The sequence below is a fragment of the Pseudomonas helleri genome (genome assembly GCF_009600315.1).
Taxonomy (GTDB): domain Bacteria; phylum Pseudomonadota; class Gammaproteobacteria; order Pseudomonadales; family Pseudomonadaceae; genus Aquipseudomonas; species Aquipseudomonas helleri_A.
On record NZ_WIWC01000002.1, the window covers coordinates 199,206 to 219,857 of the forward strand.

Below are 20,652 nucleotides of genomic sequence, written 5' to 3' on the forward strand. Positions count from 1 at the left end.
CACATCAAAAATATCGGGGAAATGCATTGGCTATGCACTAGGTGGGTTCCTTATAAAGGCAATCTCTTATGCAGTAAATATCTTTCAATGCATAAAATAATAACTTTTAGGAATATGCAGAGGTGTGTATTTCGCCCTACAGGAGCCGCCCATGAGCCCGTCCCATCTCGCCTTGCCGTTACCCCTAAGGCGTATTAAACGCCTGCCGCTGGCGCTGTTTATGGCGGGTTGTGCCACAGGTTCGATGGCCTGCGCAGCGGATCAAACCCCGGCCAATGACACCGCGCCAGCGGCCAAAACCACGCCGGCCAAAGCCGACGGCAGCCAATTGAAAACCGTCACCGTGACGGCTCGGCGGCGCGAAGAAAGCGCACAAAACGTGCCCACGCCTATGAGTGTGCTCAGCGGACAAACGCTGGAAACCCAGCGCATTTATCGCATTCAGGATTTGCAGCAACTGGTGCCCAGCGTGAACGTCGCCTACATGCACGCTCGCCAGTCCAGCGTGTCGATCCGCGGGCTAGGCAACAACCCGGCGAGCGACGGTCTGGAAGGCAGCGTCGGTTTGTATATCGACAACGTCTACCTCGGGCGACCGGGCATGGCCGTATTCGACCTGATGGACATTGAACAGCTGGATGTTTTGCGCGGCCCGCAAGGCACCTTGTTCGGCAAAAACACCACGGCCGGGGTAATTAACATCACCACCCGCGCGCCCACTTTCACGCCTGAGGGCAACATTGAAACATCGGTGGGCGAAGACGGTTATTTCCAAACCAAAGGGACGATTTCCGGCCCGCTTACCGATGAACTGGCCGGACGCTTTTCGGCGTACCGCACCCGCAGCGATGGCGATATAAAGAACGAATTCGACGGCAATAAGCTCAATGGCGGCGCTCGCGAGGGTTTTCGCGGGCAGTTGCTGTACAAGCCCAATGAAGACTTCAACTTGCGCTGGATTGGCGATTACAACGAAGAAGACTCCAGCGCCGGCACCCGCCCCTTATTCAGCACCGGACCCACCATCAACGGGGTCAACCGGTTTGAAGCCCGCGCGGCCGCTGTGGGGGCAACGCTGGTGGACGGATCGCACCGCAAGGTCAATCTCGATAGCCAGCAAGCCGTCACCGTGTTTCAAGGTGGCACTTCGGTGGAAGCCAATTGGACGCTGCCGAGCGACTTCACGCTGACCTCCGTCAGTTCCTACCGCTGGTGGGATTTCACCCCCCGCAACGACGATGGGCTGGATGTACCCGTGGCCTATAACGCAGGGGTATCGGTGAAAGACAAACAGTGGTCGCAAGAATTTCGTCTGGCATCGCCAACAGGCGGGGATTTCGACTACGTAGTGGGCGCGTATTACTTCGGCTCAGATCTGGATAACAAATCCTTCAACCTTTATGGCCCCAAGGCTGATATCTGGAACGGTACACCAGCGGGCGCTCTGGACAATGTCAGCACACTGGGCAAAGGCCATATCGAGACCAACAGCTTCGCGCTGTTTGCTCAAGGCACGTGGCACTTGACCCCACAACTGGATTTCACAGCGGGCTTACGCGGCACCTATGAAGAAAAAAGCGCATGGGTGACCCGCGATGCGCCTGTCGGTGGCGCCAGCGTTACCGGGGCCGCCGCCATTGCACGTCAGGCGCGGGTTGGCGCTTATGACTCCGGCGATTTAAACCAATACAGCACCAGCCCCTCGGGCCTGTTGAACCTCAGTTATCACTTCAACGACAACCTGCTGGGCTATGCCACTTTGAGCCACGGCGAGAAGTCTGGAGGGGTCAATTTGACGGTCGGTTCGGCGCCCACTGCCGGAGCCGATTCGCTGCTGATCGGGGCCGAGCGCGCCAATAACCTTGAGTTGGGCTTAAAGAGCACGCTGTGGGATCGCCGCTTGCAGCTCAACGCCAATCTGTTTTGGACGCAGGTCAACGGCTACCAAACCACCGCGTATGACGACTCTACCCGTGCGCAATACCTGACCAATGCCGGTTCAGTGCGCTCACGCGGGGCAGAATTCGAAAGTACGCTGATCCCCATACGCGGACTGACACTCAACATCAACGGCTCCTACAACGATGTGCGTTATCTCTCGTACAAAGATGCGCCGTGCCCGCCTGAAATCAGCCTGCAACCCGGCGCACCTGCCTCGTGCGACTTGAGTGGCCATCAAGTGGTCGGCGCCTCCAAATGGATCGCCAATGCCAACGGCGAATACAAGTGGAACCTCACTGACAGCCTCGAAGAATACGTCACCGCAAGTTACGCATTCCGTTCCAAAGCGGTGGGCACGGTCGAGGACTCCGACTATGCGCAGATCCCCAGTTACGCCGTGGTCAACTTATCCACGGGCCTGCGCGGTGACTTTCACCAAGGCCAGTGGGACGTCTCCCTGTGGCTGAAAAACGCCTTTGACAAAACCTATTACACCACCCTCTGGAGTGCTGGCAATGGCGGCTATGAAGGCCTGCTCGGCACTCCCCGCACGCTGGGTGTCACAGGCCGCTACGACTTCTAACTGACCAAGGAAGCTCACCATGCAACGTACTCACTCTGTTTTGTCGCTGCTGATTGCCAGCAGCGTGTTCAGCGCAGTTGCTGGCGCCCAAGGGGCACAGCCGTTCCCTCAGTCAACCTGTTCACTGAGCGGTGTACTTTTCCTCTAACACAATCACGTGGGTTCCTGAGCAGGGTGCAGTCCCAGAGTGACGTCATCAATCAGTGCTTTGGCCATCTCGCTGAGATAGTGCGAAGCCCAACGCATGGCGGTTGCTTCGTGGCCATCATCGACGGCGCCCATAAACGAGAGGGTGTTGACGCAGTTCATGAGCAGGGAGGCGTGTTCCAGCGCTTCCACGCTTGAAACCCCGGCGTTGACCGAAAACAGACGTTGATCCTGAGCATTGCACTTGCCGAACGTGGCACCGCCAACGGTAGGCATCAAAAGCGAAGGGGTCATTGCACACCCCCTGTTGCGGCAAGGGCGTGAATTTTGGATGGAATGAGGGCGTCTTTCATTTGGCGTAACTCCTGTATGTGAGGGAGCTGCCACAGTTCGCCGCGAAACGAATAAGGGTGGCAGCTGTGCGCGGGTTCGCGGACCGGGCATACAGGACCCCGGCAGACCCGAAGGTCTCCCACGCACAGCCGCCATAAAACAGAGTAGCGGGCACAAAAAAAGCGCCAGCAATCGTTATGGGGGCGCCTATGCGCCTGTATATGCTCGGACCGCGACGTCCGGTCGCTGAATGTGCAGCGACTGGCGGAGATTACCGCTCGAATTTCAAAACTGCAACCGTGGGTTGACCGGGTGTGTGGGTGAAGCAGACGAACACGCAACTGAGAGCTCACACCCACGTACTAGAACCAACGCCGAATCTGACGGATGCGGCGGTATTCACCGTCAAGGCTGTACTAATGGCGGAACTCAAGCCTATTAGGCTTTAGCTTTTAAATCGTTCGCCAACAAAAAGCCCGTCTTTATGACGGGCTTTTAAATTAGGCCAGTGCAGCCAGGACATTCTCAGGATCATTATGTATTGCCCGTAGAAGTGCTCGCGCTGGGCCTTCAGGCGCTCGGCGCCCTTGCTCCCAATTCCTCAGGGTCCCGACAGCCACGTCGATTCTCTTGGCAAAATTTTCTTGTGTCAGACCAGTGGCTTCACGGATAGCCTTTACCTGGAGTGCGTCGACATGGAACTCACGCGATGGCTGACGCTCACCACGGTCAATCTCATCCATCTCGGCCATGCTTTTGACAAGACGATCGAAGAGATTCTTTTCCATCATTTCCACCCTTGGTTAATGCTTCGTAGTAATGCTTTCTCTTTTTTCGTCAAGGTATCCTGGATACCCTTTCGATAGATCAGCAACATTCGTATGTGGCTTGCAGAGATCACGTGGTAGTAGATGATCCGTACGCCACCACGTTTCCCTTTTCCTTTCGCAGCCCATCGGATTTTGCGCAACCCGCCGGTTTCCTCTATGAGGTCACCCGCTTCGGGATGCTCGGCTAGGTAATCCTGCAGCCTCCCGTATTCTTCATCCACAAGGTGATCGCTCAGATCCTCAGTGAAGAATGATGTTTCTATGAAGATCATTGCCTTCCTTGTGTGTGCGTCATTGGCGTAGTCGGATTCTATGCCGTTGCTCAAATAGCCGCAACTTTTAGCTCATCAATTTTGTATTACATATCAAGCATGCAGTGGGGCAGCTTTGATTGGATGCTTGATGCGTTCGGCCTTCGCTTTTCGATGGCCGCTAAGCTTTCAGACCAGCCGCAAGTCTCGACTAAATATCTGAGGGAGTGTTTGATGCGGCCCAAAGTGCTTTTGCACAGTGGATGAACTGAGCGCCCCAGATCTTTGGCGAGGGGGAGACGGGTTAAATCGCAGGCACAAAAAAACCGGCGCTAGTGGCCGGTTTTTTTGTATTCAAGGTGCATTGAGCGGCACCTTGAGATCTTTGTTTGGTGCCCGAGGGAGACTCGTGTGTTCTATATAAAACGTGGCTTGTAGAGAGATTGGTCGGTCGGGGATACAGATAGGGATACATGGCCGCATTTGCTGGCGAAGTACAAAGTTCTATTCGGCAGTTGCAACCTCTCTGCTAGCTTGGCGTCATTGAACTGATGGTTCTGGTATCTCATTTCTACAAGGTGTTGCCGTACAGTGGCTCCGATGGGCACTCGGTCGGCAATCATCCATAGCCAGGGGCCTAAAGCCCCAGCGGATTAGTCTAGGGCTCGGGGAGCCGAGATAGAGTCTTAGGGCCAGTCTTGAAGGGGGTCAACGATAGCCCCAGGCTGCCTTCTGCTCTATAGGTTTTGGAGTCATTCAGAACAAGAAATTACATCTTGTGACCTGTTTTTATTGAGTTGCTCGCTGTTGTCGGGCTTAGTGAATGAGGTGTATTTTGAATTTCGGAAACTTAGCGTGGTGTGCACCTAACTTAAGCAAGGAGCAACAGCATGGATTGGCCCCCGGTTTTGAGAGAACTGCATTTGTATGGTGGTGGACGCGTTCTGAATGGGATGGATCAAAAAGCAGATCTCAGACCCAGTATGATTAGTGGGAAATCCGCAAGCTTTAAAATTAAAAGCTTTGGAAGTTTTTATGGCGATATAAAGCGCTTAGGGTTACAGGTTGTCGGGTGTGATTTTTTTCATACGGAAGAGCAGGCAAATAGTTTTGTCCCTCCAGAGTGGCGGTCTATCAATCCAGTAGCCTCTCTTGGGTGGCTTTGTACGGATCAAGGGCATGCTTGGTCTTTTATAGCAAATGCCGCATTCTTACAAAACAGTGGGTTGTTCTATGATATGGCTTCTCGTATTTCCCACCAAATAAGGGCTTGTGAGTGGAGGCTTCGACAGCTATCGGAAGCATACTCTGATCAATTAAGTGGGCGTCTACTCTCGAAATCTTTTAAAGCTAATGAGCGCTTTCTTGATGGCTACACTTCGTTGTGCTATCTGGCTCTACAATCATTTCTGGTAGATGCCTGTACCCTAAGAGATTATCTTTCTGAGTTTTATTATGAAGCAACGATAAGGAAGAATGATTCTTCTGTGCCAAAAATTACTGCATTAAGTGGTCTGTTAAAGACTTGGCGGTCTCAGCCACCTCAGGATAAAGCAGGTAAAGAACTGAGAGCTTCATCTCTGTCTGGTAGTTGGCTCTATGAGCTTGGCGCGTATCGCGATTTGGTCGTACATGTCGCTCCTTTAGCAAATGCAGGAAAAACTCTGTTAGCTTTTACGAAAACTATAGAGTTTCAGGGAGAGCTATTGCCTGCTGTGCAGTTACCTATCCCTTTGAAACCTGCTGAGGTAAAGAGTAGTCGCGCAACTGGGCAGTACTTTGATGACCCTGATTTGAATTTTGCGCGAAGTCTTAATTTTGTTAAAGATATGGAGTCTTCTAGGGATGCGCTTGAATATGCTCATATTTCTATGCAGCAGCTTGGTGCGCTTTGTAGTTCGATTTCTGATATATCTCCCTTCGCTCCTGAAGTTCCGATCATCAAGCCATTAAACTTAAAAATTACAAAGGGGTGACTCTGTCTCCATTTAGTTTTAGTGTGGGTGATATTTGTCACGTGGTTGAGGGCGCGAGCATCGAGAGACTAATCGCGGTCGAATTACGGGAAGCTACGATTTTTTGATCGAGTGTTTATCAACAGCTCTGCGAACAATGCAGCTATTCACTCGTTGGGGTTTGTAACGTTTTTGTGAGCTTAGCCTGAAGGATGTAGGTGCCAGATTCTGCCGGGGGCCCCTGAGGGATTCTAACCAATACGGGGCAGAAAACCCGCGGGATTTTTTTAGCAGCAGGTCACCCAGCTTATTGAAATTTCAATCGTTGAAATTGAAAGGTATTGAAGAAAAGAGGAGGGGGGGGGTCTTAGCCCGTAGCAGGGCACTGGATATGTTGCGGATAGTGAACACCTAGGTGAGTCAACTGGGTCAACCGGTCAAGTGTGGTCAACAAACTTTGGAACCCAGCCACTAACGATTTCCTGCGGGTTTCCTGCCCCGTACCTAGTAATAAGTTCCAGGGGCCCTCGGTACTTTTGACGCGCCGGGAGTGCCTCTGCTTTTATCGCTGAAGGCACTACCTGTTGGGGGGCTAGGGGCTGGTCTCTCGAAAGCTATGTTACGAGTGTTACGGATGTTACTGGTCAGAATAGGTATATGATTTTTAAGGGTTTTTAGTGGTTACACGGCTTTGAGTAGTACTCGTAGGTAAGTGTTACAAGAGCTGCGGGTGTTACATGTGATCTCCTCTAGGAATGGTCGCTATCGACCCCAAGCTTGTAGTTGGCCAGATACAGCAGTCGGCCGATTCTGTTGAAAAAGTCGCTCATCCAAAACTGCCTCATGATTAACCGGTGAAAACGTCTTTTTTGCACGCTGCTGCGTGAAATCTGTGTCTGGAAACCTCAGCCGAAAGTAAAGATTTCAATCTCCGACGCGTACTTTTCAGCGGCGGAAACCATGGCCGACTTTTTCAACAGAATTGGCCAAAAGCAGTCAGTCAGACATGCTTAAGGGTATGGTCGTATCACATTGACCAATCTGCATTGTCGGAAGTCTAGTAAGATGCGGCCACGAAGCCTGATCGAAATCGGGCTGCCCCGTCACGTCACAGATGGACTTCTATGTCGCTTAGGAAAGAGATAACCGAGGTGTTTACGCCTCGGCGCAGCGAAGTAAACGTGAATATGTATGTGCATCGACCAAGGCTTGAGCTGGAGCTTTCGCGTGCATTCAAGAGAAATTCCCATACGCTCATTTTTGGGGAGAGTGGCAACGGCAAGTCATGGCTTTACAAAAAAGTCCTTGAAGATGACGGGATCACCTACGTGATCGTCAACTGCGCGAACGCTGCACGTATCAAGTCCCTGACCGCCGAGATTTGCAACTGCCTTATTGCTCCAGGCACTGCCGTAAGTCTGGGATACAACGTGGAGAAAGTGGCAGAACTTTCTGCGGCTTTTTTAAAAGGTGGCCTGAAGCAGAGTGATCATTACGACTTCACTCAAGAAGAACCACTACTCAAGGCCTTTAAGCTTTACGCGTCTGCAAGCAATACGAAAAAAATTATCGTTTTGGACAATCTAGAGTCGATATTCAGCTCTGAAGATTTAATGGATGAGTTGTCGAATATCATCATCCTTTTGGATGATAGTCGATACGCCGAATGCAACATAAACTTTCTCGTTGTTGGGGTTCCAAATGGGGTTCTCCAATATTTCCGTGAGATTAAAAACGCTGAATCCGTCGCAAATAGATTGCAAGAAATTCAAAAAGTTAGTGGCTTAGATTCAGGCCAGGTATGTGAAATCGTTAGTAAAGGGTTCAAGCATCTTCAAATACCTCTCTCAGGGGCCTCGTTGATTGAGATATCGGAGCATGTATCGGATGTAACGCTAGGCATCGCACAGCGTGTTCACGAGTTCTGTGAGCATCTTGCATACGCGATCCAAGACAATAAGTGGACGTATACTCCGAAGACGCTCCAAATAGCAGATCTTGCATGGCTGACGGCTGGATTGCGGCATGCCTATTCGACCGTAGAGAAGAACCTGAATAGTCGTGAAACCACCGTCGCACGACGTAATCAGGTAATTTATTGCATTGCTAAGGTTAAAAGGCACGAGTTCGACTCAAGTGACATCGACAGGCTTGTCAGGGAAAATTTCCCTCGAACCGTACCCAATACCAACATGGGTATAGGCTCAATTTTATCGGACCTCACTGCGGGATCGAGCCCTCTTATAACAAAAAACGAGCACACTGGTGGCTACTCGGTCAAAGACCCTCGATTCATCATGTGCATAAAACTCATGCTGTATACCGATTCGGCCGAAAAAGTCCAATGTCGAAAATTCCAAATGTAAAGTAATCCCCAATTAAGTGGCGTTTTATGTCGGAACGCGACCGGTGTCGGTAGCAATCACCCAGGTGTTGCTGCTTACCCGTTCTGCAGTTCATCACCGAGTGCATGGCTCTAAAAGCGCCTCAAACGCTCTTCCAATAAGAACCTATAACCAACTTACAGCGCAGTGGTCCAAAGTGAAATATCGGATTCCAGGAAAAGATGCAACCTTATATCCCCCTGTCTTATTGACTCTTGAGTCGATCGAAAGCGAGAAGCTAGAGGCCGGTTCAAAATACTATCATCCCGCAGACACCTTCTTGCTGGCTTTTACAGACGCTGTCGAATGTCTCAGTCGGGTAGCTACAAAAGTTGAACACGAGATGGAGCTACAATTCGCAGGGGTACGGAGTCTTTCAGCGTCCGGAACAGTGGAAAGAATGGATGGCATTCGCTTAGATGTTTTTAGCATGATTTTTCATTGCGGGAATTTCATTGAGGCATGCCAAACGACTATCAAAACGATATTTCACGATGATAAAGAAAAGGCAGCTAAAGCAGCCAAGGAGTTCAATCGCAGCACGGAAAGCTATAGAGGGCACGTCTCAAAAATAATAAATGAAATCAAACATAAGCATCGCCGAATACGAGTGTTTTCAGCGACTTGGGACTTGAACATAATAATTGGATTTTATGTTGAAGGAGTCGTAGATATAAATGTAATTGGGCCAGATCCTTTGGTGCACAAACGGCACAACTTAATGTCGACAGGTTTTTCTTTAAATTGGGAAATTCAAAATCACCTTGTTAATATGTATCATGCATCGGGATGCCTAGAGTCTGCACTGAGGAACTTCAAACCCTTTGCGACAAATACAACCATTGAGAGCGGGATCGCTAGCAATTCCGCTCTCAATGAACGCTTATCCAAACATCTAAACGATATTGCTGCAATTCCAGCGCTATACTTGCCAAATGAATTTGTTGGTTCTCAATATTCCGTGGTAAAAAAAGGTGAAAATTACTTGCTTTCAAACGGCAAGGATAAAAAGCCATTAAACAACAAGCCGCACCCTATGAACATAAGTTTGTCGAGTCGCATAGGACTATTTAACCTTGGGATTGAAATGCCTTACTATTTACCACAGGAGATTACTCATAGCATCCTCTGAGGCCGTTACGACACTTAACTGACGCCAGTCATCTGCGATGGCCAATAAATTAAATCATGGGCTGAACGAACTCGGGTATCAAAAAATTTTGGAGACTTTTAGTTCCAGGCAGCAGTAACTGTTGCCACATGTCTGCTTTGGGTCGAAGCCATCCTTCAGGATTTACCGCTTATGGTCGATAGTTGCCTCTCTCGGGTAACAACTACCGGCCAGAGTCAGCTATGCTGCTGACCATCGCACGCACTGAACTGAATCATGGTCACGGCTAGCTGTTTTAGGCAAAATCATTAACTAAACACTGTACATGCGCGCCTAAATAAAAATAGGATTTAATCATGGCCGGAAATAAAAACTCAACTTTTTGTTGTTCAGAGCCTACATGGGCAAATGCCTGTGTAGGAAACAACGGCAGCCCTGGATATTTTGAGTACTCCAAAGGTTTCTCCACCGCTGCCAACTTACTAATTGATCAGGTTCTTTCCAAAAAAATGGATATGGAAATTGATGACTTAGTATATCCTGTTTGTTTTAATATGCGCCATTCTGTTGAGTTGAGATTGAAAGGAGCAATTCAGGAGTTGTCATTCGTAGCTAAAGCGAAAAATTATGAGCTTTTGTTCGATTTGTCCGGTTCACATGATATTGGAAATATCTGGAACTTCTTTAAGTGTAACTCAGAACTTCTGGATAACCGTTATAAGGGTGTTAATAGCCTAATTGCCGAAACTATTTCAGATATTGCAGAGGTAGACGCCACCGGGCAGACGTTTCGCTACCCTTTAAGCAATGAAAGCAAAAAACATCTAACTGACGTCGCATCTATTAATTTCTTTCGTTTAAAAGAAAAATTTGGGCAGCTAGAACACGACTTAGATAAGCTTCATGATTTGAATCTCTGGCTTAAAGACGAATATGCTCAAGGGACTTTTACATCAAAGCTTTCTCGCCCAATGATTTATAGGCTGGCCAGAGATCTACCCCCGAAATCTGATTGGGCAGCACCAGAGTTTAAAGATGTCAAACAACAGATCATGTGTAAGTACGGCATTGGCAGCAGAGATTTATCGAAAGCTATTGAAAAAATTAAAACGCACTACGTTCTTTCTTCTGTAATAGGCGAGCCTTTACCACTTAAAGGTATAAACCCAGATCAGCTATTTTTCTTCTTCGATCAGTGGGCGCCTCAGAATACCAAGAGCTTACTTCCAGAAACACCAAGCCTTGGCCTTGATTACTGGGATCGAAAGAAGTCGATGCTTGATAGCATAAAAGAAAGAGCAAGTACTAGACAGTCGGTTTGGAATGAATTTGATGAAAGGCTGACTCCTGAGTATCTTGCAGGGTTGCATACTTTATTCTATTTTGCGCGCGACATTTTGTATGCGGAGTTTTACGTCGAGCTATATGAAATAACTTTCTCGGAAATCAACAGTTATTTTAGGGTTGGCATTCAAGATGTTAGAGAAAGTTTTATGCACGTTTTTGAAAAAACAAATGCCTTGCGCAATATTGTAATGTCACTTTTTGCCTTAGGTCATAATTATTTGGCTGAGGCAATTGTTGATAGATATCAAGTTGATGCATCACTCAAATGGCTTGAGAGATCTAGGAGTGGAGAACTTTTCTCTTATCCGGATTTTGCCAAATACTAAATAGGTTTTTAATCTTAGATATCGACAGGCAGCAGAGACAGGTGACTGGTATGGGTTGATAGCTGGTGACCGCTATCGACCGAGGCTGTGTTAAAAAATTTTAGAGCAAGTTTGACAGTCAGAATCGGAACGAAAGTTGTGTTCCTATGCAAATTTCAGGTCTGCTGACTAACCAATGGCTCGCAGATTTTACTTAGCAACGCAGACTTCAAAACGGTGTATGTGTTTTCACACAGCCTGGACCCATAGCTGCCGTTCGGTACCTGCAGCCCTCGAAAATAAAAGCCGCTTAATGCTGCTTGGTGGGTTCCAATAGATCGGTATGACTATGCCACACTGCCTACTATGTCCAATCTCAGGCAATCATCGGCACGCGACGGTGTGTATGACTCATGGTGATTTCAACTTCCATGTTCGATGAGAACACCATGATTGATCGAGAACTCATTTCTTATTTTATGTGGCGCGATATGTAAATTTTCGGCTTGAGCGAATATCCTGTCACTAGTTTCTTCCAAGCTTCGACCGCTAGTAGAAATTGGATGGAATTTACGTCCGTGATGGTTTTAATATCTTCTTCGAAAACGAACCAAAGCGCCGCTGAAGTAAGTTTCTTGTTGAATTTTATTGCGTTGTTTTTGATAAGGGTTATGGAGTCTTTTGACTGTTCTATATTGTAAATTAGTTCTGTTTTCTTTTTTGAAATCTTTACGGATGTTATCTCTCCTTTGTAGTAAATATCTGCTACTTCAACTTGATAGTCCCTTCTTTTTTTTCCTAGCGAGCGAATTGCGGTAAGTTCTCGGTCTAAGAGCGTGTATCCGCGCTCGTTGCATATTTTTTGATTGAAATAGGCTTCGCGATAATCAACCTTGTCATCTCCGGCTTTTCGATGGGCTCGTTTGTTTGTCTGCCACGCAGCAAACTCTGTTTCAATTAGTTGTTCTTCTAGAATAACCTCAACAGCGATGAGCGATCGTTTTAGGTAGTCCATGAAAACCTGATTAAAAAAGAACCATTCGCCATTTTTCAAAAAATATTGTTGGTCGCCCCACACAATGGGCATATCCAGTAGTTCCTTGAGGTTTCTCGTGAAGCGTCCGATATCCTCATTTTTAAACTGCACTGTTACATTGTTTATGTCGTCAATATCTGGGTTGTCAACGAGGAACTCTGAAATTGCTTCAATGTCCATAGTATTGCCGAGCTGCTTGCTCAGGAGTTTTCCTTCGCTGTTCTTCGCTTTGATGACATAGTCATAGTCATGGAAGCTGAAACATATCGACACACCGCTTACATGAAACTGATCAATCCCCACGTTCCCTTCGCCATCTCTTAAATGAGTGAGAGCCTGAATATCCAGGTCTTTTGCAATCTCTGCATTGGCTGATTCGAGTTTGGGGAGGTGGATTATTTGATCATCTTTGAAGCTGGCTTCAATTATTTTGAATATTTCAGGGAGATGCATTGGCTGCTTGTCCATATCCATCTGGATAGAATCAGCAAAAATGATATTGCGGTTACCCCAGACAGTTTTGTTTGCTGCCTTTAGTTTTATATGATCCACGGACTCACCAGCTTCGTAGTTGTTTACCTGGAATTGCTGATAAGAGGAAACGTCTTGCCTTTTCGTGCCAGTAAAATATCTGCTTTTTTTGAGAAGTATTGAACTCTCATCGGCCATGTGCAGTGCGAGGTCAATACCAAAATCCAGCTGTATGAATTTAGAAAGATAAAAATGTGATTTGCCCAAGCTGACAGCAAATATCTTTTCAGGTTCTGAGATATTTTGGCAAATCAATACAGCAAAGTTGAAGGTGTTTTTTGGTTCTTCAATATTATCATTGAAGAAGTTTCGATATGTCTTCCTGAATCGCCCCTAGTTTCGTAGACACCTCCAAGCCTTAAAATGAGGCCCATTAGGAGGTGCCATGAGCAACCAGCGATATCCCGAAGAATTCAAAATCCAGGCGGCCAAACAAGTGACCGAAAAGAAGCTTCCTGTCTCGGAGGTGGCTGCACGATTGGGTGTGTCCGTGCACAGCCTCTATGCCTGGGTTAAGCGCTACACCAAGCCCCAGGAACAGCGCGTTGAGGAGGATGATCAGAGCGCTGAGGTTCGTCGTCTACGGGCCGAGCTGAAACGGGTGACGGAGGAGCGAGACATCTTAAAAAAGGCCGCCGCGTACTTTGCCAAGGAGTGCGGCTGAAGTACGCCTTTATTAAGCAGCAAGCGGGTCATTACGCGATTCGACGGCTTTGCCTGACGCTCAAGGTTCATCCCAGCGGCTACTACGCGTGGCTATCAGAACCAAAATCTGCGCGAGCCAAGGACGATCAGCGACTGCTTGGACTGATCAAACACTCCTGGTTGGAAAGCGGTGGTGTTTATGGCTATCGCAAGATCCATGATGACCTGCGAGAGGTTGGTGAGAGCTGTGGCCGTCACCGGGTAGCTAGGTTGATGCGCCTTGAAGGTTTACGTTCTCAGACTGGGTATCGACGGAGGCCGGGAAAATATGGCGGTAAACCAGCCGTTGCCTCACCGAACTTACTGAAGCGCCAATTCGATGTCAGAGAACCCAACAAAGTCTGGGTCACAGACATTACCTACATCCGAACATATGAAGGCTGGCTGTATTTGGCCGTGGTGCTCGATCTGTTTTCACGCCAGATCATTGGTTGGTCAATGAAGTCGCAGATGACCAGCGACGTAGCCATTGATGCACTGCTGATGGCGGTTTGGAGACGTAAGCCGAAGCAAGAGGTGATGATCCACTCGGATCAAGGCAGTCAGTACAGCAGCTCAGACTGGCGAAGCTTCTTGAAAGCTAACAACCTGGTAGCCAGCATGAGTCGTCGAGGTAACTGCCACGACAACGCTGTGGCGGAGAGCTTTTTCCAGCTGCTAAAGCGGGAGCGGATCAAGCGTAAAATCTACACTACACGCCAGGATGCTCGGGATGATGTGTTCGATTACATCGAGATGTTTTACAACCCAAAACGACGCCACAGTTTCAACAATCAGCTGTCACCGGTAGAGTTTGAAAAGCGTTACGCAGCGAGCCTGGAGAGTGTCTAGGAAACCCGGGGCGATTCATCCACCACCAAACTTCGTTTCCTTCTACTTTTTCAGAAAAATAAAAGGTTTTTAAGTATCCGTCCTTTTGTAGGGTTTTTTGCTCTACCAATCCAACTGAGATTAATTTCTCTTTTAGTTTGTCAAGTTTGGCTGGTTTGACTTTGTAGATATTATAAGTGTTAGCCATAACAATTCCCTTTGTACGTAACAACGTGATGGAATTCTGAGATTCGTCCTCAGCTGGAGCATTTTTGTCCCTTTGGATGCCATCGTGGTTAAGGCAGATGGACAGCCGACCTATCGTTACGTGTGAGGCTAAATGCTATCACTGCCTATGGCAATGACGCTGGTGGGTGTTTTATGCAGAACGACTGGAAAATGAGGCTCCCCAAATCAAAAGATTGATCCCATGATCACCTGCCACGTCAAATACATCATCGATTCTTATCAAATCACGGCGTTCGAACGCTACACACGCCAATTGGTCGTATTGGTTAACCAGCCGCCCCCTAGGTTGAACGTCCGGTATTGGCCGATAGAGACCTGTCGTGAAGGCCTTCAATCGGTCAAATTCGTCGCTTCGAAAGAGGTTGTGAAAGCATGAATATTTTCGGTGACGGGTTGTAAGGCTGTTGGCAGAAATTTGAAGTTCAGGCTAAGGCGGAAGCCCAGCGGGCTTCCGTCTAGGCATTAGCTCCGTTTTGCGAGCTGTTGTTCTATGACGCTAATCTCTGCATTGATTGCTGTAATCGTCATTGTTTCTATTTTTGTAGTTTTCTCTGACTTCGGCTTTACGAGATTGATCAGTCCGCTCAGGTGGGCTTTTCTTGCTTTCAGGGTATCTGAATAACTAATTTTGCTTTGTATGGCAGTGTTCATGCTTGAGCCTCTGGGTGATCGAAACGGCCCTGCATTAGGCCGTTTCGGGAGAGGTGAGGGGTTACATTGCAAGGACGTCCTGGACGGTGTGCTTGTAAGAGCGTTCCGACAAATCACTACTATCCCAGCTATAGAATCGTTCGCCTTCTTCAGGAAGCTGTAGCTTTCTTAGGCCGATTTGATCGCGATCTATTAGTCGATACGCAGCCCAGAGCTTGCCTCCCATATCCAAAAGCTCCTTAGCTTTTTCGTTCCATTTTTCTTCCAGCACCGTATGAGCCAGGAGCAGGGCCTGCCTTTCAATCGCTTTGTATTCCTTTCTTGCCTCGACGATGTGTTGATCGACGATGACCAGTTCCTGTTCCAGTGCGGCAATAATCAGATGTTGGCGACGATTATGCTCTGCTGCAGTTGCGAGGTTTTTTGCATGCTTTTGCGCGTCCGCATCGGCTTTTTTTTCACCCTCGGTGTCGCCCCATGCCACGGCCTGAGCATAGGCGGTTGCTGCATCGGTTTCTGCTTGACGGGCCTTTGCCATGTCCTCGTTTGTTTGCTGTTGAATTTGTTTCAAGCGGGTACTGAGGCTGTCCCGTTTTTCATTTAGTTCTTGCTCGTCGGCTTTCCAGTTACCCATCGACTCGGTGTAACCCGCCATCAAGGTTTCGTGATTAACGAGCTTCTCGCGACGAGCAATCTGATTGCTAAAGATGCTGACATGAAGCTGTCGAGAGTCGTAAGGGATTTTCAGTTGGTTGTACTGTTTCCGGATTTCAATTTCGCGATCATCATCCATGACCTCGTCACCCTCCAATAGCGCTTCCAGAGGAGACATCTCTGTATAGAGCTTTTCGGCTTCACTTAGGTGATTGTCGCGGTAGGTTTTCAGCTTTTCGATTTCATCCAGCAGATGGCGTCTTTTTTCACATTGCTCAGTTTTTTCAATGGCGTCAGAAATAGGCTCCGCAAGGTTTGTGTTCTCAAGGCTTTCCTGCTTATTGCTCTGTAGTTCACGTTGCTGGGTGGATGCTTGGAATTCGTTCACGTCTCTAGTTCCTTTCATATTTGATTTGGGATTGGATGAGCGGCTGGCGAGGCCGGGAGTGAGCCGGCACTACCTCGATCAATGGGCAACCGTCAGGCAGCCCTGGCCTCGCTCTCATCTTTCCCCGGAACCGTATTTACGATGTAGCAGCGTTGTGGCCCTAGTCCCGGCAGGCGGACGAGGCTAGACGCCTTACCATCGCTTCCCGGCTCGAGCACTCCACGACGCAGCAGCTCCTTGTTCACGGCATTGATGTTCATGCCTTTGAATACTTCGGAGCGCCAAGCCTCGGGCAGCACGTAGTAGGTGTTAGTGGTGTGCAGTTCGTCACCCAGGCCATGCTCCAACGATTTGCGAAATCCCAACCGGTCGATGGTGCGCGGACCGTGCTCATCGATCTTGGCTGCGGCAGACTCCCAGCGAGTGAAGCGGCTTTCACCAAAGCGCTCGATAACTTGGCGCAGTCGAGCAACGATGGCGTCACCTTCATAGTTACCGGCGCCGCCGCGCTCATTCAGCCATGCGTTGAGGCAGACACGGGCTGCTGTGGTCGCAGTGCCATCTGGCCAGCCAGTGATGCCCAGTGCGGTAGCCAGCTCACCAGCTGCAGCCGCAAGACCAAAGCGCAGGGCAGCACGATGGGCTTGGCCGCTCGCTGAGGCGGGCAGGGACTTGGCAATAAAACCTTCAAGTGTGCGGCGCAGGATGATCGCCCAGCCGTGCTTTTTTCCGGGCTCGCACAGCGCTGATAGAAAGGCTGTGAGCGGTGTGCCGTAGTATTTAGCCACTCGGGCTTTTAGTGCGTCAGAAAGGGCGGCAGCGTCCTCGAAACCGTTGAGCACGTCGAACATGCCAAGCCCTTTACTGGCGTCTGCAGGCACCGCAAGCATGCGTACCTCCATACCGGCCTTGAGCTCTTTGTTGGCCTCGGCCATATGTTGCGCCAAGGTTTTCTCGCCTGTGGATAGAAACAGCAGGCGCCACTCTTGAACCTGTCGGCCAGCTTGGCCGCGATCGTTAGCGCGGGCTTTCCCAGTGCCGTTGCCGAGCATGTATACGGTTTCGCCAATGATGCGGGGGTCGCACATGCCGATTTCGTCGAGTACGAGGAGGCCGTCCGAGTGCGCGGCAGCGATGGACTCCAGTGCGTTATCGGTCGAGCGCCATGACCGCACCAAGCGCGGCCCGCCGTAGATCGAGGCCGCGACTTGCAGGTGGGTGGTTTTACCGCCCGAGCTATCTCCGTATAGGTGAAAACCGCCTGATTCATGACCAAGCATGTGCAGCACTGGTCCAGCAAACGCCACGCTGGCCACAAATGCCAAGCGATGATTGCCAACGCACAAGGCGCCGATTTGCTCTTGCCATTGCTCCAGGGTGCCAGCCTCGCTAATAGGCGGCAGTTGGGCGCCTGCTTCGTAGAAGTGTAGGTGCTCAGTGTGGGAGCCAACCTGCTGCTCTGGAAGTAGAAAGGCGCTGTCATGCCAGCCCAGTCGTGTGACCAAACGGGCGCGCTGAGTACTGTCGAAACCTTGGAAATAACTTTGCAGATCATTACGGGCATTGCGGCTGGAGCGTGTTCCAGCGAGACGTAGGCCCATATCTACCAGCGGACCTAGAACGTCTTTTCCGAAGTCGCCGGTCATGGTGCGCGCTGGAATGTTCCAGCGTTTTTTGGCGCCGTCCGGATCGTCAAACTCGACCAGCAATCCCCAGTTATGACCTTTGGCATCACGGGTACGAGCGAGTATTTCCAGTGGCGAGCACACAGGGCGCGCCTCGCCATCTTCACCGGAATAAAACACACCCTCGTGAGTCAGACGAAAGCCGCTGGTTAGGGTGTCGGTTTTGGGTTTCGCCGCACGCTTAGCCGGTGTTTTTACCTTAGGCTCTGTAGCCGAAGCAGGCGCAACACCAAAGAGTTCGCCAGTGCGTTCCAGTTCAACGATGTGGCCCGACGTCCAACCTTTGGCGAGTGCGTCCGCTGCATCGTCGCCTTGCTCCCACATGCCGCCTTTGGCGAAACCGGGCAGGCCATTTTTGAACGTGGGTTTGCGCTTGAAGTGTTCCAGCACAATTACGCGAACTGACTCCGCGCCTATTACCTCCAGTTTTTTAGCAACGGCCCCCATGCAGGTTGTGCCGCTCGGGTCGTTATCGGGCCACAACAAGACAGTGCGATTTTTGAGCGGTGACAGGTCGGCTTTGTGCCAGGCATTCGAGCCATTTGGCCAGCAGGTAGTCACACAGTCTGGAAAGAGTTCGGCGGCAGCATCTGCAGCCTTTTCACCTTCGCACAGGACTACTGTGGCTTCTGCTTGCAAGCTCAGTTCGTGCAATCGCAGCAATGGGCGTGGCTCGGGCAAGCCTTGCCACCGCCACTGGGTCGATTGGTTATCCGAGTTCTGGCACCACGTCAGGGGTGCGAAGACTTTTTTGGTTTTGCCGTCTTCGTCATGGCCGAGGTCAAAGCGATATAGCGCCATAAGTGGCTGGCCTTGAGTATCGCGATAGATCCACACTTTGGACGGGGCGCCATGTTGCCGATGTTTGGCTGGGCACTTATTCATGGCCTCGACCGGTATCGGCAGAATCGCTATCCATTCAGGTGCTGAGCTTTTAGTCGGTGCTGGATTTGATGGTGAATCCTCAGCGCTCAGCCGAAGCAGATCCGCAAGTTTGTTGCAGGCCTCTACGTCCGTGCCGCCATCCAGGTAGCGCACCAAGTCAATCAAGTCTCCGCCTTTATCGCCGGTAGCAAAATCAGCCCACGTGCCTTTGCTCAGGTTGATTTTGAGAGAGCCGGGACGCTTGTCGGTGCGGGTTGGATTGGGTGCTGTGTATTCCTTGCCGCCGTCTACACGCCTGCCATTGGGCAGCCATTGAGTGAGTACGCGATCAATGTTGCGCAGAGCTGCGGCTTTGACTTGGGCAAAAGTTGGGCGGCGTGAATTACCTTTTTGGGGAGTATTCATTTTGCACCCCCAGCGGAATCACTCTGGTTCGATGCCGTATCAGCATGCATGGCCAGCGTTCTGATCAAGCCAAGCGTGCCGCGAACATCCCAAAGCACGGACGCGATGATGTGGTTGGAGAGGCGAGGGGTGTCACCTTCAAAGTGATCTTCCAGGAGGGTCAGCACAGACGAGGCGCGATCAATGGCGCAGGTGATGGCGTCAATCGGGATACCGGCTTCGGCCTCTTTGCTGACACAAAGCAGATCTTCCGGCAGGGCGAAATTCAGAAGGCTTTTCATTGGGCACCCCCTGTAGATTCGAGGGAGCGAGCTTTGGACATGTGAGCGTTGTAGCGGGCAAGACGTGTAGCGAGGCTGGAGTTTGCGTGTAAAGCGGCGAGAGCCATTGCTCGATGAGCAGCGGCGCGATTTTTGAACGGATTGAGGGCGTGCATTGGTGAAGCTCCTTTTGCTGGGGAGCTACCACCGTTCGCGACCAAACGAATTAAGGTGGCAGCTGTACGCGGGTTGGTCGACCGGGGCAAAAGGAACCCGGCAGGCCCGAGGGCCTCCCACGCACAGCCGCCATAAAACGGAAATGCGGACGCAAAAAAAGCGCCTGCAATCGTAATGGGGGCGCCTATGCGCCTTTTGCTTGTCGGGCGACCAAACCCGTTCGCTGAATTTGCAGCGACGGCGAGAGAGTACCGCCCCATTTTGGAAAGTGCAACAGTGTGTGGATCTTGCGCAATTTTCCGATGCGGCTTAAATTGAACAGGCATGTAGATATACCTCAACGCCTCCGGATCGCTCCCGGGGGCGTTTTCATTAGTGCTTGAAAGCGCCGGGCCGGGTGAGCATGAGCCATTGCATGTGGTTCCCTTCGCGTGACCGTTGCCGCATTTGCTCAAGAGCTTCGGGGTTGCGCAGCAATTTAGGAATCAGCTCGCGAGCGTCGTTAATCTCAACGTCTGCAGGCGGTTGAATAGCCAGCAGCGTCCACTCCATGTCTTGCCACAGAACGATCAAGACATGAGCGCCGGACGAGACAGCCAGATCACGAATGGAGCACAGTCGGCGGCGCGCTTTCACCGCGTCTTTGGATGGAAGGCCCGTTTCAATTACGCCGAAGAGATCCATGGCCTGGTGGTGAAGGAATATTGGCGTCATGCGGCCACCTGATCGCGAGCTTCGATACGGCCGCGTGCCCAGGCTTGAACTTCAGCAAGAACCCAAGCAACTGGCGCACCACGTGCGGTGCTCATACTGAGCTTCACCGGCTGGGGGAAGCCGCAATCAGAGCGTTGCATCAGTTTGTAGATGGTGGATCGCTTCATGCCGACGATGGTTTCGACTTCGCGCATGCGGATCAGCGTTGAGGCAGGATCAAACAGGGTGGGGGTATGTGTCGTAGTTTTGCTGGGATGGGTGGTTACATTGATGTTCATAGGCATTGCTCTCGCTTGATTTGGACTGACGAGGGCA

The 20,652-nt window shown here is 50.2% G+C and carries 16 protein-coding genes and 1 pseudogene; 7 read left to right on the top strand and 10 right to left on the bottom strand.

The features are described from left to right. Nucleotides 1-151: 151 nt before the first annotated feature. Nucleotides 152-2,524, top strand: coding sequence for a TonB-dependent receptor (locus GHN86_RS02215; RefSeq protein ID WP_153386042.1), 2,373 nt, complete (start codon nucleotides 152-154; stop codon nucleotides 2,522-2,524). Between the two features lie 19 nt (nucleotides 2,525-2,543). After that, the gene (locus tag GHN86_RS23845) at nucleotides 2,544-2,672 is read left to right on the top strand and encodes a hypothetical protein (RefSeq protein WP_267129084.1); all 129 of its coding nucleotides are present in this window, start codon (nucleotides 2,544-2,546) and stop codon (nucleotides 2,670-2,672) included. A gap of 5 nt (nucleotides 2,673-2,677) precedes the next feature. Here the strand turns inward: GHN86_RS23845 and GHN86_RS02220 are convergent, their stop codons facing one another. The 3 genes from GHN86_RS02220 to GHN86_RS02230 form a co-directional block, all read right to left on the bottom strand. Further along, nucleotides 2,678-2,965: a DUF3077 domain-containing protein gene (locus GHN86_RS02220; protein WP_153377843.1), complete on the bottom strand. Its 288-nt coding sequence runs from the start codon at nucleotides 2,963-2,965 to the stop codon at nucleotides 2,678-2,680. Between the two features lie 539 nt (nucleotides 2,966-3,504). Continuing rightward, entirely contained in the window at nucleotides 3,505-3,792 is a 288-nt protein-coding gene (gene nadS, locus GHN86_RS02225; protein WP_153377842.1) for a NadS family protein, read from the bottom strand. After that, a complete protein-coding gene (locus GHN86_RS02230; RefSeq protein ID WP_153377841.1) occupies nucleotides 3,792-4,106 on the bottom strand; it encodes a hypothetical protein in 315 nt (104 codons plus the stop codon). The genes nadS and GHN86_RS02230 overlap by 1 nt, the downstream gene beginning before the upstream one ends. An 869-nt stretch (nucleotides 4,107-4,975) precedes the next feature. Here GHN86_RS02230 and GHN86_RS02235 point away from each other — a divergent pair. From GHN86_RS02235 to GHN86_RS02250, 4 genes are all read left to right on the top strand, one after another. Further along, the gene (locus GHN86_RS02235; RefSeq protein ID WP_153386044.1) at nucleotides 4,976-6,061 is read left to right on the top strand and encodes a hypothetical protein; all 1,086 of its coding nucleotides are present in this window, start codon (nucleotides 4,976-4,978) and stop codon (nucleotides 6,059-6,061) included. Between the two features lie 1,166 nt (nucleotides 6,062-7,227). Further along, entirely contained in the window at nucleotides 7,228-8,406 is a 1,179-nt protein-coding gene (locus GHN86_RS02240; RefSeq protein WP_228389593.1) for an ATP-binding protein, read from the top strand. Between the two features lie 43 nt (nucleotides 8,407-8,449). Next, on the top strand, nucleotides 8,450-9,556 hold the full coding sequence (locus GHN86_RS02245) for a hypothetical protein (protein WP_153386048.1): 1,107 nt from the start codon (nucleotides 8,450-8,452) through the stop codon (nucleotides 9,554-9,556). 335 nt (nucleotides 9,557-9,891) lie between these two features. After that, nucleotides 9,892-11,208: a hypothetical protein gene (locus GHN86_RS02250; RefSeq protein ID WP_153386050.1), complete on the top strand. Its 1,317-nt coding sequence runs from the start codon at nucleotides 9,892-9,894 to the stop codon at nucleotides 11,206-11,208. A 451-nt stretch (nucleotides 11,209-11,659) separates the two neighbouring features. On the opposite strand, the pseudogene GHN86_RS02255 reads toward GHN86_RS02250, so the two are convergent. Beyond that, nucleotides 11,660-13,048, bottom strand: a pseudogene (locus tag GHN86_RS02255) (DUF6119 family protein); the annotation flags it as partial. 91 nt (nucleotides 13,049-13,139) lie between these two features. Here GHN86_RS02255 and GHN86_RS02260 point away from each other — a divergent pair. Further along, nucleotides 13,140-14,290, top strand: a protein-coding gene (locus tag GHN86_RS02260) for an IS3 family transposase (RefSeq protein ID WP_153386052.1) whose coding sequence is annotated in 2 segments (ribosomal slippage) — nucleotides 13,140-13,374 and nucleotides 13,374-14,290 — 1,152 coding nt in all. Because the reading frame shifts where the segments join, the coding sequence is not laid out codon by codon here. A gap of 690 nt (nucleotides 14,291-14,980) precedes the next feature. Here GHN86_RS02260 and GHN86_RS02265 read toward each other — a convergent pair. The 6 genes from GHN86_RS02265 to GHN86_RS02290 form a co-directional block, all read right to left on the bottom strand. Continuing rightward, entirely contained in the window at nucleotides 14,981-15,169 is a 189-nt protein-coding gene (locus tag GHN86_RS02265; protein WP_153386054.1) for a hypothetical protein, read from the bottom strand. A 61-nt stretch (nucleotides 15,170-15,230) separates the two neighbouring features. Further along, on the bottom strand, nucleotides 15,231-16,073 hold the full coding sequence (locus tag GHN86_RS02270; protein WP_153386077.1) for a chromosome segregation protein SMC: 843 nt from the start codon (nucleotides 16,071-16,073) through the stop codon (nucleotides 15,231-15,233). A gap of 230 nt (nucleotides 16,074-16,303) precedes the next feature. Further along, a complete protein-coding gene (locus GHN86_RS02275) occupies nucleotides 16,304-19,186 on the bottom strand; it encodes a DUF927 domain-containing protein (RefSeq protein WP_153386056.1) in 2,883 nt (960 codons plus the stop codon). Continuing rightward, nucleotides 19,183-19,467, bottom strand: coding sequence for a hypothetical protein (locus GHN86_RS02280; RefSeq protein WP_153386057.1), 285 nt, complete (start codon nucleotides 19,465-19,467; stop codon nucleotides 19,183-19,185). Before GHN86_RS02280 ends, GHN86_RS02275 begins: the two co-directional genes overlap by 4 nt. A gap of 528 nt (nucleotides 19,468-19,995) precedes the next feature. Beyond that, nucleotides 19,996-20,337, bottom strand: coding sequence for a hypothetical protein (locus GHN86_RS02285; protein ID WP_153386059.1), 342 nt, complete (start codon nucleotides 20,335-20,337; stop codon nucleotides 19,996-19,998). Further along, a complete protein-coding gene (locus GHN86_RS02290) occupies nucleotides 20,334-20,615 on the bottom strand; it encodes a helix-turn-helix transcriptional regulator (protein WP_153386061.1) in 282 nt (93 codons plus the stop codon). Before GHN86_RS02290 ends, GHN86_RS02285 begins: the two co-directional genes overlap by 4 nt. Between the last annotated feature and the right edge of the window lie 37 nt (nucleotides 20,616-20,652).

Bases quoted from the DNA above. Each gene is read 5' to 3' on its own strand.
- GHN86_RS02235 (WP_153386044.1), top strand. From the start codon at position 4,976: ATGGATTGGCCCCCGGTTTTGAGAGAACTGCATTTGTATGGTGGTGGA.
- GHN86_RS02280 (WP_153386057.1), bottom strand. From the start codon at position 19,467: ATGAAAAGCCTTCTGAATTTCGCCCTGCCGGAAGATCTGCTTTGTGTC.
- GHN86_RS02220 (WP_153377843.1), bottom strand. From the start codon at position 2,965: ATGACCCCTTCGCTTTTGATGCCTACCGTTGGCGGTGCCACGTTCGGC.
- GHN86_RS02250 (WP_153386050.1), top strand. From the start codon at position 9,892: ATGGCCGGAAATAAAAACTCAACTTTTTGTTGTTCAGAGCCTACATGG.
- GHN86_RS02230 (WP_153377841.1), bottom strand. From the start codon at position 4,106: ATGATCTTCATAGAAACATCATTCTTCACTGAGGATCTGAGCGATCAC.
- GHN86_RS23845 (WP_267129084.1), top strand. From the start codon at position 2,544: ATGCAACGTACTCACTCTGTTTTGTCGCTGCTGATTGCCAGCAGCGTG.
- GHN86_RS02285 (WP_153386059.1), bottom strand. From the start codon at position 20,337: ATGACGCCAATATTCCTTCACCACCAGGCCATGGATCTCTTCGGCGTA.
- GHN86_RS02275 (WP_153386056.1), bottom strand. From the start codon at position 19,186: ATGAATACTCCCCAAAAAGGTAATTCACGCCGCCCAACTTTTGCCCAA.
- GHN86_RS02290 (WP_153386061.1), bottom strand. From the start codon at position 20,615: ATGAACATCAATGTAACCACCCATCCCAGCAAAACTACGACACATACC.
- nadS (WP_153377842.1), bottom strand. From the start codon at position 3,792: ATGGAAAAGAATCTCTTCGATCGTCTTGTCAAAAGCATGGCCGAGATG.
- GHN86_RS02240 (WP_228389593.1), top strand. From the start codon at position 7,228: ATGTATGTGCATCGACCAAGGCTTGAGCTGGAGCTTTCGCGTGCATTC.
- GHN86_RS02215 (WP_153386042.1), top strand. From the start codon at position 152: ATGAGCCCGTCCCATCTCGCCTTGCCGTTACCCCTAAGGCGTATTAAA.
- GHN86_RS02265 (WP_153386054.1), bottom strand. From the start codon at position 15,169: ATGAACACTGCCATACAAAGCAAAATTAGTTATTCAGATACCCTGAAA.